This window comes from Actinophytocola sp., from assembly GCF_036378875.1.
GTDB lineage: Bacteria > Actinomycetota > Actinomycetes > Mycobacteriales > Pseudonocardiaceae > Actinophytocola.
The window spans coordinates 34717-47557 of sequence record NZ_DASUVO010000078.1 but is presented as its reverse complement, the minus strand read 5'-3'; the positions used below and the strand labels follow the sequence as shown (position 1 = coordinate 47557).

Genomic DNA, 12841 nt, shown 5'->3' with positions numbered 1-12841 from the left:
CTGGGCACCGGCTCTCGCTGGGTCTCCACCATGCCGCCACGATAACGCGGAGACCGGATCACCATGCGGTCCGCGGATTGGCCAGGCCGGTGCGTAGCAGTTCCTGGAAGCGCCCCGTCCACGCGGCGACCGTGGTGGTGTCGAAGAGCTCCGTCGCGTACTCCACACGGAGGGTCAGGCCGCCATCGTCTGTCGGGTCGAAGGCCCAGGACTGGTCCGCTCTGGACACCGGGAGGTCCACCTCCACCGCGGGGGCCGGGGTGAGGCCATGCAACTCCAACGATGGCATCGGCTCGGCGCCCAAGCCGAACAGGACCCTGGGCGGGGTGCCTTCGAACGGGCCGCCGAGTGCCTCCTTGAGTACCGGCGTCGGCACCGACTGGACCTCGAGGCGTTGCAGGACAGCACAAACCGCTCTGGTCACCAGGTCGTCGAACGACGGGGCGTCCGCCACCGGGATCACCAACCATGACGCGTTCGTGAACACGCCGACCACGTTGTCGAAGCGGGCGTCCACGCGGTTCGCCACGGCGCACTGCGGCGCCACGACCGGCCTGCCCGTCAGGTCGTGTGTCAGGGCGGCGAAGACCGCCAACAACACGGCGAACGGGGTGGCTCGGCGTGCGGTGGCGGCGGCAGCCACCTCTGCCATGGTGACTGGCAACGTCGTCTCGAAGATCGCGCCGATGCGGCTGGGACGGTCGGCTCGTGGGCGGTCGGTGGGGAGCAGTAACGGTTCCGCACCCGCCCGGCGTGCCTCCGCCGTCCATGACGCGACCATCGCGCGGGTCGACGGGTCGGCCAGGTACTCGCGCTCCCAACGGGTGAACTCGACGTAGTCCGCAGGCAGGGGCGGCAGATCCGGGACCGTACCGGTCACCTCGGCGCGGTACAGCTCGCCGAGATCCCGGATCAGCACGCCCATCGACCAGCCGTCGCTGAACGCGTGGTGGATGGCCAGCAGTAGTTCGGCGTGGGTGGGCGTCACGGTGAACAGCACCGGGCGGAAGCCGGACTCGTTGTCGAGGTCGAACGGGCGGGCCGACCAGTCGAGCAACGCGTCTTCCAGGTCCTCTTCGGACACTGGAATCACGGGCAGCGCAACGGGTTCCGGCGGCAGGACCTGCTGTCGCAGATCGTCGCCGGTGCGCTGGTAGCGGGTGCGTAGGGCTGGGTGGCGTTCGACCAACGCCGTCAACGCGGCACCGAGAGCCCGCCGGGAAAGCGGGCCGTGTAGGGCGAAGCGAAGGGCGATCGTCAGCACGCTCGGTGTGTCGCTGTTCTTCGTGAGCCAGTAGCCGTGGGCCAGACCCGTACTGACCGGTGCGATGGTCATCAGTATCCCGCCGCCGTGTGGATGTCGTTCGCCGACGTCGGCACCAGGAAGCTGCGTTCGAAGGTGAGCACCATCTCGCCGTCCGCCTTGCGGCCGGACGTGCGGCACGACACGATGCCGTCGCCGGGACGACTGGCGGACAGGCGTTTCGCGGTGATCTCGCTCTCCGCGTACAGGGTGTCGCCGACGAACACCGGTCTGGTCAGCCGGATGTGGTCCCAGCCCAGGTTGGCCAGTGCCTGGCCGCTCGTGCCGCGGGCCGCCATGCCGGCGACGATGCTCAGTGTCACCAGGCTCGACACCAGCGGTCTGCCCCACGGACCCTTCTCACAGAACGCGGCGTCGATGTGCAGTGGCGACGCGTTCATACTGAGCATGGACATGAGGACGTTGTCCATCTCCGTGACCGTGCGGCCGGGCCGGTGCTCGATCACCGTGCCGACCGTCAGGTCCTCGTAGCAGAAGCCGACCACCTCGCGGAACCGGTTCTCGCCGACCGGCCGGTACCCGACCGGGACTCCACTGTGGACGCTCATGCCGTCAACTCCTTGACATGGCTGGTGAACGTGGCCAGGTCCTCCCGCGTCATGTCGGCGCGGATCATCACCCGCAGCCCGGCCTCGCCGCGCGGAACGATCGGGAAGAACACGGCGGAGCTGTAGAAGCCGCGGCGGAACAGCTCCGCCGACATCCGCACGGCCAGGTCCGCGTCGCCCACGTTGACGCGGCGCACGGGCAGACCGTTGCCGGCCAACGGAGTGGGCAGCAGCGAGTCGAAGTAGTCGAGGTTGGCCCGCAGTCCGGCCTGCAACTCGCCGAGCTCCGGGGAACGGTGGATGGCGGCGCTGGCCAGCGCCGCGCCGATCGTGGGCACCGACATGTTCTGCGACCAGCCCAGCGGGCCGCCGTGCCTGGCGAGGAACTCGGCCTGCCGCCCGCTCGACAGCATCGCCACGCCGCCACCGCTGCCGAAACCCTTGCCAAGACTCGTCACGATCGTGGTGAGCGGGTCGACCTCGGTGTGGGACCGGACAAAGCCCTCGCCGCGCTCGCCCACGATCGACAGCGAGTGTGAGTCGTCGAGAAACAGGTACAGCCCGTACCGCTCCCGCAGCTCGAGCAGACCGTCCAGCGCGGCGGCGCCGCCCATCGAGTAGGCGCCGTCGGCGACGTACGCGACGCTGCCGTAGCGGCGGCAGGCGTCGGCGATGAAGTCGAGGTCGTTGTGGTCGCAGGTGAGGACGAGGCTTTCCTCGGCACAGATGGCCTTGACGTAGTTCATCGAGAAGTGGCAGTGCCGGTCGAAGATCATCACGCGTGGGCCGCCCGGTGCGAGGTGCCCGGACGCCAGCAGCGGCAGGATGCCGGCGCTGATCGTGCTGCACGTGGTGCTGAGCAGGATGTGCGCGCCGAACAGGTCACCCAGCTCCGTCTCCAGCCGTGCCTGCAGGCTCGGACGGATGCGGGTGGTGGACGTCATCAGTTCGATCGTCCCGGTGTCCCGCAGCGCGCGGACCGTGCCCTCGATGATCGCCGGGTGGCGGTTGAGGCCGAGGTAGGAGCACGAGCACATGTTGACGAACGTGTGGCCGGTGCCGGGCACGACGAGCCGGTTGTTCGACTCGTGGTCGACCTCGATGCCGATGAGGCCGTTGTCGGCGGCGCGTTGCCACACCGGGTCGGCGTGCTCGACCAGTGCGGTGCTGTTGCGGAAGCGGCGCGGGCCTGCGACGACGGGGACGGTCGCGGTCATCAGCGGTCTCCTTCTTGGCTGGTCAGCACGGGGACCGGGCCGAACTCGTCGAGCAGGCGCCGGGACGCGGTGAAGAACGGGCGGCCGACCATGGTGCCGGCCACGGTGGTGACGCTCTCGCCGCTGGTCTCGGCGGCGGCGACGATCCGGCGCGCCAGCGCGAGCTGCTCGGCGTCCGGTGAGAACACCTCGTGCAGCACCGGCACCTGGCGCGGGTGCAGCGCGATCTTCCCGCTGAACCCGGCCCGTCTGGCCAATGTGGACTCTCGGTGTGCCAGCGGCAGGTCGGTCAGCTCGAACGTGGGGGCGTCGATCGCGTGCAGGCCCGCCGCTCGCGCGCTGTTGACCACCAGCGACCGCACCTGGGCCAACGGCTCCCACTCCAAGCCAACGCCCAACTCCATGGCGTAGTCGGCGGCGCCGAAGATCAGCGCTCGGAGCCGGGGCGACGCCGTGGCTATCTCCCGCAGCCGCTCCACCCCGCGTGGGGTCTCGATCACCGCGAACAGCTCCAGTCGTGGGCAGTCCCCGCCGAGCACCTGCTCGACGATCTCCACGTCCCGCGCCGACTCGACCTTCGGGATCTGCACGATGGCCGGCTTGACCGGATAGTGCCGCAGCGCCAACAGGTCGGCGAGGCCGTCCGGCTCGGTGACCGCGTTGACGCGGATGGCACAGCGAGCCGTCGTGTCCTGCGGCGCGGTGGAGAAGAACCGCGCCGCCGTGTGCCGTGCCTCCTCCTTGCGGTGAGCGGGTACCGAGTCCTCGAGGTCGACGACCCGGATGTCGGCGCCGGAGGAGTGGCACGAGGCGTACCGGTCGGGTGCGATGGCCGGCGTGCACAGCACCGACCGGCAGTAGCGGGTGAACATGGTCAGTGCTCCCGGTTCACGTCGATGAGGACCTTGCCGACGGTGGCGCGCGCGGCCAGTGCGGCGTGGGCGGTGCCGACACCGGTCAGCGGCACGACGCGGTCGATGAGCGCGACCAGCTCTCCCCGGCGCGCCAGGCCGAACAGCTCGTCGGCGATGTGGCACAGCAACCGCCGGTCGCCCACCACGTGCCGCATCCAGAACCCCGCACAGCCCACCGAGCGTTCGATCAGCTCGTCGGCGGTGACCCGCAGCGACGGCTCGGCGGCCCGCCACCCGTAGCTGACCAGCCGGCCGAACGGCGCCAACCCGCGCAGGACCCCGCGCGCCACGTCCCCGCCGGTCCCGTCGACGGCAAGGTCGACGCCCTGCCCGCACGTGGCCGCACGCAACTGGTCGTCGAGGTCGGGGGTCATGGCGTCGAGCACGATGTCCGCGCCGAGTTCGAGCACCCGCGCGCGTTTCTCCGGCGTGGACGCCATCCCGATGACCGGCCCGGCTCCGGCCGCGACCGCGAGCTGGACGGCGAGATGACCGACGCCGCCCGCGGCGGCCGTCACCGCCACCGACTCACCTTTACGCAGCCGGCCGGCGACGTGCAGCGCGCCGTACGCCGTCGCGCCCTGTTCCAGCAGTCCGACGGCTTGCTCGTCGTCGACGTGGTCGGGCACCTCGATCGAGTGCAGGTCGGTGGCCGTGGCCACCCGTGCGTACCCGCCGCCGTCGCGCATCAGCGCGGCCACCCGGCGGCCGTCTCGCCTGCGCCGCCCCACCAGGTCGACGCCGAGCACCGCGGGCAGCGGCTGCGGGTGGTCGCCGCGCCGCCGCTCCAGGTCGTCGAAGTTGACCCCGGCGAACGCCACGTCCACCAGGCTCTGTCCGTCGTTGGGAGATGGTTCTGGCAGGTGCTCGACGCAGAGCACCTCCGGCCCGCCGAAGCGGCGTAATACCACCGCGTTCGGCGGGTTCTCGAAGTTTTCCGTCATATCGGCCTCCGTCTGGACGCCCTCTCGGGTACCTCCTCACGATCAAGCGGTGAGGCATCAGCCCGTCATCCCGGCGCTATCCCCGCGATGTCGCACGCAGCCGCTCACGCAGGGAGTGGCCGGCCTTGATGTCCTCGGCCTGGCGGTGCTCCGCGTCGCGGATCCCCTCCGCGATGGTGACGATCTCCGTGATGGCGGTCTCCGGCAGGAACAGCACGCCGTCGTCGTCGGCGAGGACGAGGTCCCGCGCGCACACCGTCCAGTCGCCGACCGTCGCGGTCTCCAGCGCGCCGGGTGGCCTCGTCTCGACGCGTCCCGGGCGGCAGGGGATGGCGCCGAGGCTGTACACCGGCAACCCGATGGCACGCAGCTCGGCGGTGTCGCGGTGCAGTCCCCAGACCACGATCCCCGCGAGGCCCGCGCCGCGTGCCTCCGCGACCATCAGGTCGCCGACGCACGCCTCGTCCAGCCGGCCGCCGTTGTCGACGACCAGCACGTCACCCGGGGTCGCCGTGTCGAACGCCTCGAGCAGGACGTCGGTGCTGCCGGAGTGGCGGACGGGCCACACCCGTCCCGCGAGGCGTCCGCCGGGGATCACGGGCCGCATGGCTGGTGGGGCGAACCGCGGCACGAGCCCGGCCCGCGCGCACGCGTCGGACACGTGCGCCGTGGTCACCTCGGCGAGCCGGGCGACCGGCCGTAGGTCCACCGTGGACTCAGTGTGACGGGACACGGTGCAGCCAGCCGTCCTGGTCGGCGATCCGGCCCTGCTGGAGGTCGACCAGCGCCCGGCGCAGCCGCGCGGTGACCGGGCCCATCCGGCCGTCGGCGACGGTCCAGTCGCCGTCCCGGTCACGCACCGAGCCGACGGGGGTGACCACGGCCGCGGTGCCGCACGCGAACACTTCGGTGATCTCGCCAGAGGCGCAGTCGGCACGCCACTGGTCGACGGTGATCGGGGCCTCCTCGGTGCCGTAGCCGAGCCGGTTCGCGATGCGCAGCAGCGAGTCGCGGGTGACGCCGGGCAGCAGCGTGCCGGTCAGCGGGCTCGTGCAGATCCGGGCGTCGGGGCCGGTGCCTCGGACGAAGAACAGGTTCATCCCGCCCATCTCCTCGACCCACCGGTGCTCGGCGGAGTCGAGCCACACCACCTGCTGGCAGCCGGCCTCCTGGGCCTGGCGCTGCGCGACGAACGATGGGCCGTAGTTGGCGGCGCACTTCACGTCGCCGGTGCCGCCGGGCATCGCGCGGCTGTGCTCGCGGGACACGAACACCGACACGGCCTCGACCGTGTCGCCGAAGAACCCGCCGGCGACGAAGGCCATCACGAGGAACAGGTAGTCGTTGGACGGGCGGAGCATCAGGTTCACGTCGGTGCCGAACATCAGCGGTCGCAGGTAGAGGCTGTGGTCGGGGTTGTCGGACAGCTCGTTCTGGTCCGCGGCGACGACCTGGTCGACACCCTCGACGTACAGCTCCGTCGGCAGCTTCGGCATCGCCATGCGTTCGGCGGAGCGCTGGAACCGGCGGGCGTTCTCCCACGGCCGGAACACCGCGACGGACCCGTCGGCCTGGCGGAACGCCTTCATGCCCTCGAAGATGACCTGTGCGTAGTGCAGGCCGATGGTCGCCGGATGCAGGGAAAGCTCGGCGAGGGGCAACAACTCCCCGTCGTGCCAGCCGTGCGCCGGCGTGTAGCGCAGGCTGTACATGTGCCGGGTGAACGCGTCACCGTGGCCCGGGCTGGTGTGCGTAGCCCGAGACGGGTCGAGTAGTGCGGACTGTCCCGCCTCCCCGGAATTAAATGTGTTGGTCACGTTGGCGAAGGACGGTTCTGTTTGGGCACGTACTTGTGGCTGGCTTGCGTCACGTTCCCCTGAGGTGCGGTTGAGCAGCCCGCGGCCTGATTTCGGTGCCGAGGTTGGCACAGAGAGTGTCATGGTTGTGCTCCTTGGTTGGTATGACAGGGATATCGCGGCCGGGCACGGCGATCGTGTCGCTTGCGTGCCCGGCCGCGGTCGGTTCGTGCGACCCGGATGGATGTGTCGCGGGCCGCGTCACCGCCTGCCGACGTCCGGCTTTCCGGCCCGTCAGCTGTCCTGTGTGGACATCAGGCTTGTGGCCCGCTGTCCGGTTACCAGGTCTTCGGTCGGGGACCAGAGGTCCTCCGGGCCGAGCGCGTCCGGGTGGTACTTCCCGAGCGCGCTCGTGAGCATGCGTAGTTCCAGTGCCATGGCCTCGACCAGGCGGATCAGGCCACGGCTCGGGTCCTCGTTCGCGGCGATGAGTGCCGCGCGGCCGAGCCCGGTCGCGGTGGCGCCGAGCGCGAGGCACTTCGCCGCGCGCAGGCCCTCCCAGATCCGCCCGGTCACCAGCAGGCTGCCGTCCGGCCGGCCGATCCGGTGCAGGCACTCGGCGAGCGGAAGACCGACCCCCGCGAGGAAGGCCATGGGCGCCCAGCCGGTTCCGCCCTCCGCGCCGTCGACGGTGACCGCGTCAGCGCCGGCCGCCCACGCGACCGCGGCGGCGTGCCCGATGTCGCGTCCCGGCGGCAGCTTCACCCACGTCCTGGCGCGGGGGAAGTTGTTGCGCATCAACCGGATCTGCTGGCGCAGGATCTCGTCGGTGAAGGTGCCGGGACTCGCGCAGCGCAGCATCTTGCCCGCGCCGTCACCGAACACCGGCTCCACGGTGAACTGGTCGGCGAGATGTGCCGCCGTGCCGGAGTCCACGACGGTCATTCCGCCGAGGCCCGGTTTGGCGCCCTGCCCGACCTTCAGCTCGAACGCGAGTCGGCCGCTCTCCAGCAGTGGCAGGGCGGACGGGTCGCTGTAGACGAGGTTCCACACCTCGGCGTCGGCGTCCTCCGTGCTCTGCTGGACCGCGACGCCGCCGACACCGTCGGCGACGCTGCCGGCGTAGGCGCGGATCCGGTCCACCAGCCCGCGACCGCCCGCGTCGTCGAGCCGGCCGTACCCGCTGACCGGCACCACGTTCTCGCCGACGACCATGGGAATGCCCAGCTCGCCTGCCTGCCGTGCGCAGGCCGTGCCGAGGTCGACGCTGGCCACCTGGGTGGAGCCGAACGCGGACAGGTAGACGGGCAGCGCGGAGGTGAACCCGCCGATCGTGGTCCGAAGGTCCACATCGGAGTGCATGGGCTCGCGGGCCAGGTCGATGAGCTTCTCCAGGCGGCGCGGCATGAACACCGGCGGCACCACGCGCATGGCGTCGATCCGGTCGGCCGGCGCCGGGCCGGCGGGATCGCCGAACAGGGCGTGGCCGTACTCGTTCTCGTCGGGGAACACCGCCGCGGTGCCCCTGCGGGCCCGTTCTCGGACAGCGGCCTCGGGAAAGGCGTTGGCGCGCAGGGATGTCATGGGGACACCAGCCCGGGGACTTTCGGGAAACCGGTGGCCTGCCAGGCGAAGTCGAGGCCGGCGACGTAGCGGGTGAGCCGTTCGAGGCCCAGGCCGAAGCCGGCGCTCACCGGGATGCCCGCGCGGACCATGTCCAGGTACCAGCGGTACTTGGCCGGGTTCTCGCCGGTCTCCCGCATCCGCGCGATGATCGCCGCGTACTCGTTCTCCCGTTCCCCGCCGCTCGCCAACTCGCCGAAGCCCTCAGGGGCGAGCAGGTCGAAGTTACGCAGCCGGCCGGGCTCCTCGCGGCTCTCCCGGTCGTAGAACCCGCGTGAGCCCTTCGGGTAGTCGGTCAGGAAGAACGGCCTGCTGGCCTTGGCCGACAGCAGCGCCTCGCCGGTCCAGTCGATCTCCGCGTCCGGGCTCTGCGGGTGACCGATCTCGGTCAGTTCGCTGACCGCCTCGGCGTGCGTGCGGAACTCGAACCGCTCGGCCAGCAGGTCGACGAAGGCGTCCACGTCGCGGCCGAGAAGGTCGAGCTCCTCGCCGGCCCGCTCGGTCACCCGGCGCGCGATGTGGCGCACCGTGCCCTCGGCGACCGCCATGGCCTCGGTGCGGGACGCGCCGGCCAACTCGACGTCGATCTGGTGGAACTCGGCGAGATGCCGGCTCGTCGAGCTGGTCTCCAGCGGCTCGAGGCGGACGTTGGGGGCGATGCAGTAGATCCGGTCGAACGTGGTGAGCGCGGCCTGCTTGTACAGGATCGCGCTGGTCATGAGTTTGTAGCGGTGGCCGTAGTAGTCGATGTCGACCTGTTTGGCGCCGCGGGCGCCCGGATCGGTCACCGGTCCGATGATGGGGAGCAGCACCTCGGTGCAGCCCTGGCTCTCCAGGTACTCCCGCGCCGCGCCGAGCACCACGTGCTGGATGCGCAGTACGGCACGGGTGGTCGGGGAGGACAGGTGCTCCCCGGGACTCGCGGGCAGCTCGGCTTGCGTCGCGACTCGCATCTGGTCCATGTCGTTCCTCTTCTCACGGTGGCTTTTGGCTAGGCCGGCGCGCCCGCGGTGTGTTCGAGCGCGGCGTCGTCGAACCTTCGTTCCACATAGGACAGTGAGCGCAGCAGTCGGTCGGCGGTGACCGGCTCGTGGTTGGTCGACTCGGCGAGCCCACGCAGGGGCAGCGCGCCGGTCCTTGTCCACTGCAGGCGCCCGGCACCGTCGACGGTCGCCCTCGTCCGTCCGGCGTTGTCCGGGTGCAGGCAGTACGGGATGTCGAGCAGCCCGAGCCGCACGGCCCTGGTCAGCCCGGCATCGAGGTCGGGGTCGAGATCGAGCACCGCTTCGACGATCGCGCGGGCCTGGCCGGCGATGCCGGTGTCCTCGACCGGCTCGTGTGCCGTCGGCGCGTGGCGTTCGCGGTCCGCGGCACGGCTCGCGACCAGCAGTGCGTCGACGTTCTCCGCGATGGTGGGGATGCGGTGCGCCTCCGCGACCGTCTTGACGATGAGCCTGCTCGCCCCGCCGCGGACGGACAGCCGCGCTGCCTCCTCCAGCAGCGCGACCGAACCCGCGGGGGTCCGGGGAAAGGCGCCCATGTAGGTGTAGAGCACCACATGCCAGTCGGTGTTCGGCAGGAACTCCTCGGCCAGTGCCCGCAGTGCCCCCAGTGCCTCGGCGTCCTGGCCGGGATGGGTCTGCTGGGCGTAGCTCAGCGAGACGCTGTCCACCCCGTGCCGGCGGAAGAACACGGCCTCGAGCACGCTGATCGCCACCAGCAGTGCTGGTGGGCAGAGCTGGGCCATCATGCAGCCACCGAACGTCTCCAGGTGCGGGCGCTGTCCCTGCTCGCGCAGGGCGGCCAACATCCGGGCCGACTCCGTCCAGGCTCGGACCGACTCGGCGACCGGGACCCGGCTGTAGGGCAGGCAGTAGGAGATCGGGCCGCCCTCGGTGGCGTGCAGCCTCGCCGCGACGAGAGCGGCGATGATTCGCTGTGGTCTCGGCGATCCGTGGCGGACCTGGACCGGGAAGTCCGGGCCGCACACGCCGGCGAGCACCTTCCTGGTGACCGCGACCGGATGGTCGACGATCGGATACCCGTTGAGCTGCTTGCCTTTGGTGAGCGCGGTGCGCACGCTGTCGTGCTCACCGACCCTGGTGAAGCTGTCCAGTGTGATCGTGCCCGCGGCCCGGACGTCCGTCGCGCGGGTGGCCAGCAGTCCGGCCCGCATGCGTGCCGGGTCGCTCATCCCCATGCGGGGCTGGACGACCAGCGCGCCGTCGCGTGCCGCGTGGGCCACGAACTCACCGAAGCTCCCGTTCATGTCCGCACCCTCGCCGGCAGCTGGTCCACATAGGACCGGAACGGGGCGATGCCGAGGTGGTCCTCGAAGACGGCGTCGAAGCCGGCGTCACGCAGTCGCGCGCTGTGGGACACGCCGCGTGGGCCGTCGATGCCGAGCTTGCCGCCGATCACGACGCGGGTGGCGGCCAGCTCCGGCCGGGCCCGCAGTGCGCGGATCGCGCGTTCGCCGTCCTGCCAGCCGTGCCCGTTGACGGTGCCGATCACGACGAGCTCGGGATCGGTCCGCACGCACTCGGCGACCAGCATGTCGTCCGGCACGCACCCGCCGAGGTTGCGTACCCGATGGCCGCGTTCCTCGAGGAACATCTGCAGGTACACCAGGTTCCACGTGTGTGCGTCGGAGGCGAGACCGCTGACGATCACGTCCAGACCGCACCCGGGTCTCGGGGTCACCACTTCCATGATCAATCCTCGTCTGTTCCGCCGCCGGAGCGCCCGGCGAAGCTGTTGTGCGCCAACGCTAGGAGCCGGCGGGCGGGCCGATCGGCAGTGTCATCGGCAGCTCACCGGAGGTTGGCGCCCGCGCCCCGACATGCCGCCGTGCTGCCGGTCGGACTGCCGGTTCCGGCCCCCGCGCGTGGCTAGCTTTCTGGTCAGCCGAACAGCAACGAGGAGTTCAGATGACAGTCACCGAGACCGCGCCGAGCCGGCCGCGCCGCATCGGCGGTCTGTTGCACCAGCACGACTTCCGCATGCTGTGGGTCGGCGAGACCACGAGCCGGCTCGGCACCACGATCACCGGCATCGCGATACCGCTGATCGCGGTCGACACGCTGCACGCGAGCACGTTCCTGGTGGGGCTGCTGGACGCGCTGGCCTGGCTGCCGTGGCTGTTGATCGGGCTGCCGGCCGGCGTGCTCACCGACCGGCTCAGCCGTCGCCCGACGATGCTGGTCTGCGACGCGGTGTCGGTGCTCCTGCTGCTCAGCGTGCCGCTGCTTGCCTTCGCCGGTGCGCTGACCATGACGCACCTGCTGGTGGTGGCACTGCTGCTCGGCGTGACCACGGTCTTCTTCACCACGGCCTACCAGGCCTACCTGCCCACGGTGGTGGCCAAGGAGGATCTGCCGGAGGGCAACGCGAAGCTGCAGGCGAGCGACCAGGCCGCCGCCATCGCGGGACCCGGCATCGGTGGGCTGATCGCCCAGTTCGTCGGCGCGGTCTTCGGGCTGCTCATCGACATCGTGACGTTCGTGGTGTCCGCGTGCTGTCTACTTCGGATCCGGTCGGCCGAGCCCCCGCCGGCCGGGTCCGGACCACGCCGGTCGCTCCGGGCCGACGTGGGGGAGGGGCTGAGCTTCGTCTCGCGTGACCCGTACCTGCGTGTGCTGGTCACGTGCGGCGCCATCGACAACTTCGTGCTCACCGCGACGCACTCGCTGCTGGTCGTGTTCCTGATCCGCGACGTCGGCGTGTCGCCGGGCACCACCGGTCTGCTGCTCACCGCCGACGCGATCGGCGGAGTGCTCGGCGCGCTGGTCGCCACCCGGTTCGCCCGCAGGTTCGGCACCGGTCGTGGCCTGCTGTACGCGACGCTGGGCAGCGCGCCGTTCGGTCTGCTGATCCCGCTCACCGATGTCGGCCCCGGCCTGCTGTTCTTCTTCTTCGGCCTGCTCGTGCCGGCGGCCGGGCTGGTCATCGGAAACGTCATCGCAGCGGTTTTCCGGCAGAGCTACACCCCACCCGAGCTGATCGGCCGGGTGTTCGCGAGTGCCAGGTTCATCCAGTTCGGTGTCATTCCGCTCGGTGCCGTGACCGGCGGCTGGGCGGGCACCGTGCTGGGGGTCCGGGACGCGCTGTGGCTGCTGCTGATCCTCGGCCTGCTGGGGAGATGCGTCCGGTTGGTCGGCCCGCCCGCGCGGTGCCGCGACCTGCCGACCAGCCCGCCCGTCCGCTGAACGTTCCGCACTGTCCACAAGAGAAATCGGAGACGAAGTCATGACGAACCCATTCGAGAAAGAGGACGGCGTGTACCAGGTTCTGGTCAACGTCGAGAACCAGCACTCGCTGTGGCCATCGCACATCGACGTGCCGGACGGCTGGACCGTCGCGCACGGCCCGGAAACCAGGAAGTCGTGCCTCGACTACATCGAGACCAACTGGACGGACCTTCGGCCGGCCAGCGTGATCGCGGCCCACAGCTAGCCACCAAGACTGAGATGGGA

General features: G+C 70.7%; 13 protein-coding genes. 2 read left to right on the top strand and 11 right to left on the bottom strand.

Annotated features, from left to right (window positions below; genetic code table 11):
- Window positions 1–58: 58 nt before the first annotated feature.
- The 11 genes from VF106_RS22860 to VF106_RS22810 form a co-directional block, all read right to left on the bottom strand.
- Window positions 59–1336: a condensation domain-containing protein gene (locus tag VF106_RS22860; RefSeq protein ID WP_330841839.1), complete on the bottom strand. Its 1278-nt coding sequence runs from the start codon at window positions 1334–1336 to the stop codon at window positions 59–61.
- Window positions 1336–1872: a MaoC family dehydratase gene (locus VF106_RS22855; RefSeq protein ID WP_330841838.1), complete on the bottom strand. Its 537-nt coding sequence runs from the start codon at window positions 1870–1872 to the stop codon at window positions 1336–1338. The genes VF106_RS22860 and VF106_RS22855 overlap by 1 nt, the downstream gene beginning before the upstream one ends.
- On the bottom strand, window positions 1869–3089 hold the full coding sequence (locus VF106_RS22850) for an aminotransferase class I/II-fold pyridoxal phosphate-dependent enzyme (RefSeq protein WP_330841837.1): 1221 nt from the start codon (window positions 3087–3089) through the stop codon (window positions 1869–1871). The genes VF106_RS22855 and VF106_RS22850 overlap by 4 nt, the downstream gene beginning before the upstream one ends.
- Window positions 3089–3961 (bottom strand): HpcH/HpaI aldolase/citrate lyase family protein, encoded by an 873-nt coding sequence (locus VF106_RS22845; protein WP_330841836.1) that lies wholly within the window; start codon window positions 3959–3961, stop codon window positions 3089–3091. The genes VF106_RS22850 and VF106_RS22845 overlap by 1 nt, the downstream gene beginning before the upstream one ends.
- A gap of 2 nt (window positions 3962–3963) precedes the next feature.
- The gene (locus tag VF106_RS22840) at window positions 3964–4947 is read right to left on the bottom strand and encodes a quinone oxidoreductase family protein (RefSeq protein ID WP_330841835.1); all 984 of its coding nucleotides are present in this window, start codon (window positions 4945–4947) and stop codon (window positions 3964–3966) included.
- 76 nt (window positions 4948–5023) lie between these two features.
- Window positions 5024–5656, bottom strand: coding sequence for an RraA family protein (locus VF106_RS22835; RefSeq protein WP_330841834.1), 633 nt, complete (start codon window positions 5654–5656; stop codon window positions 5024–5026).
- A gap of 7 nt (window positions 5657–5663) precedes the next feature.
- On the bottom strand, window positions 5664–6764 hold the full coding sequence (locus tag VF106_RS22830) for a branched-chain amino acid aminotransferase (protein ID WP_330841833.1): 1101 nt from the start codon (window positions 6762–6764) through the stop codon (window positions 5664–5666).
- A gap of 273 nt (window positions 6765–7037) precedes the next feature.
- A complete protein-coding gene (locus tag VF106_RS22825) occupies window positions 7038–8327 on the bottom strand; it encodes a glutamate synthase-related protein (RefSeq protein WP_330841832.1) in 1290 nt (429 codons plus the stop codon).
- Complete coding sequence (locus tag VF106_RS22820; RefSeq protein ID WP_330841831.1) at window positions 8324–9328, bottom strand: asparagine synthetase A; 1005 nt, start codon at window positions 9326–9328, stop codon at window positions 8324–8326. The genes VF106_RS22825 and VF106_RS22820 overlap by 4 nt, the downstream gene beginning before the upstream one ends.
- Window positions 9329–9357: 29 nt before the next feature.
- Window positions 9358–10635 carry a methylaspartate mutase gene (locus VF106_RS22815; protein ID WP_330841830.1) on the bottom strand — a complete coding sequence of 426 codons (1278 nt, stop codon included), beginning with the start codon at window positions 10633–10635 and terminating at the stop codon, window positions 9358–9360.
- A complete protein-coding gene (locus tag VF106_RS22810; RefSeq protein ID WP_330841829.1) occupies window positions 10632–11078 on the bottom strand; it encodes a cobalamin B12-binding domain-containing protein in 447 nt (148 codons plus the stop codon). Before VF106_RS22810 ends, VF106_RS22815 begins: the two co-directional genes overlap by 4 nt.
- A gap of 218 nt (window positions 11079–11296) precedes the next feature.
- Between VF106_RS22810 and VF106_RS22805 the strand changes: the two genes are divergently transcribed.
- A complete protein-coding gene (locus VF106_RS22805) occupies window positions 11297–12574 on the top strand; it encodes an MFS transporter (RefSeq protein ID WP_330841828.1) in 1278 nt (425 codons plus the stop codon).
- Window positions 12575–12614: 40 nt separating this feature from the next.
- Entirely contained in the window at window positions 12615–12821 is a 207-nt protein-coding gene (locus tag VF106_RS22800) for an MbtH family protein (protein WP_330841827.1), read from the top strand.
- Window positions 12822–12841 lie beyond the last annotated feature (20 nt).

Coding starts and splice junctions, on each gene's coding strand:
- VF106_RS22805 (WP_330841828.1), top strand. CDS start 11,297: ATGACAGTCACCGAGACCGCGCCGAGCCGGCCGCGCCGCATCGGCGGT.
- VF106_RS22810 (WP_330841829.1), bottom strand. CDS start 11,078: ATGGAAGTGGTGACCCCGAGACCCGGGTGCGGTCTGGACGTGATCGTC.
- VF106_RS22860 (WP_330841839.1), bottom strand. CDS start 1,336: ATGACCATCGCACCGGTCAGTACGGGTCTGGCCCACGGCTACTGGCTC.
- VF106_RS22820 (WP_330841831.1), bottom strand. CDS start 9,328: ATGGACCAGATGCGAGTCGCGACGCAAGCCGAGCTGCCCGCGAGTCCC.
- VF106_RS22840 (WP_330841835.1), bottom strand. CDS start 4,947: ATGACGGAAAACTTCGAGAACCCGCCGAACGCGGTGGTATTACGCCGC.
- VF106_RS22800 (WP_330841827.1), top strand. CDS start 12,615: ATGACGAACCCATTCGAGAAAGAGGACGGCGTGTACCAGGTTCTGGTC.
- VF106_RS22845 (WP_330841836.1), bottom strand. CDS start 3,961: ATGTTCACCCGCTACTGCCGGTCGGTGCTGTGCACGCCGGCCATCGCA.
- VF106_RS22850 (WP_330841837.1), bottom strand. CDS start 3,089: ATGACCGCGACCGTCCCCGTCGTCGCAGGCCCGCGCCGCTTCCGCAAC.
- VF106_RS22825 (WP_330841832.1), bottom strand. CDS start 8,327: ATGACATCCCTGCGCGCCAACGCCTTTCCCGAGGCCGCTGTCCGAGAA.
- VF106_RS22855 (WP_330841838.1), bottom strand. CDS start 1,872: ATGAGCGTCCACAGTGGAGTCCCGGTCGGGTACCGGCCGGTCGGCGAG.
- VF106_RS22815 (WP_330841830.1), bottom strand. CDS start 10,635: ATGAACGGGAGCTTCGGTGAGTTCGTGGCCCACGCGGCACGCGACGGC.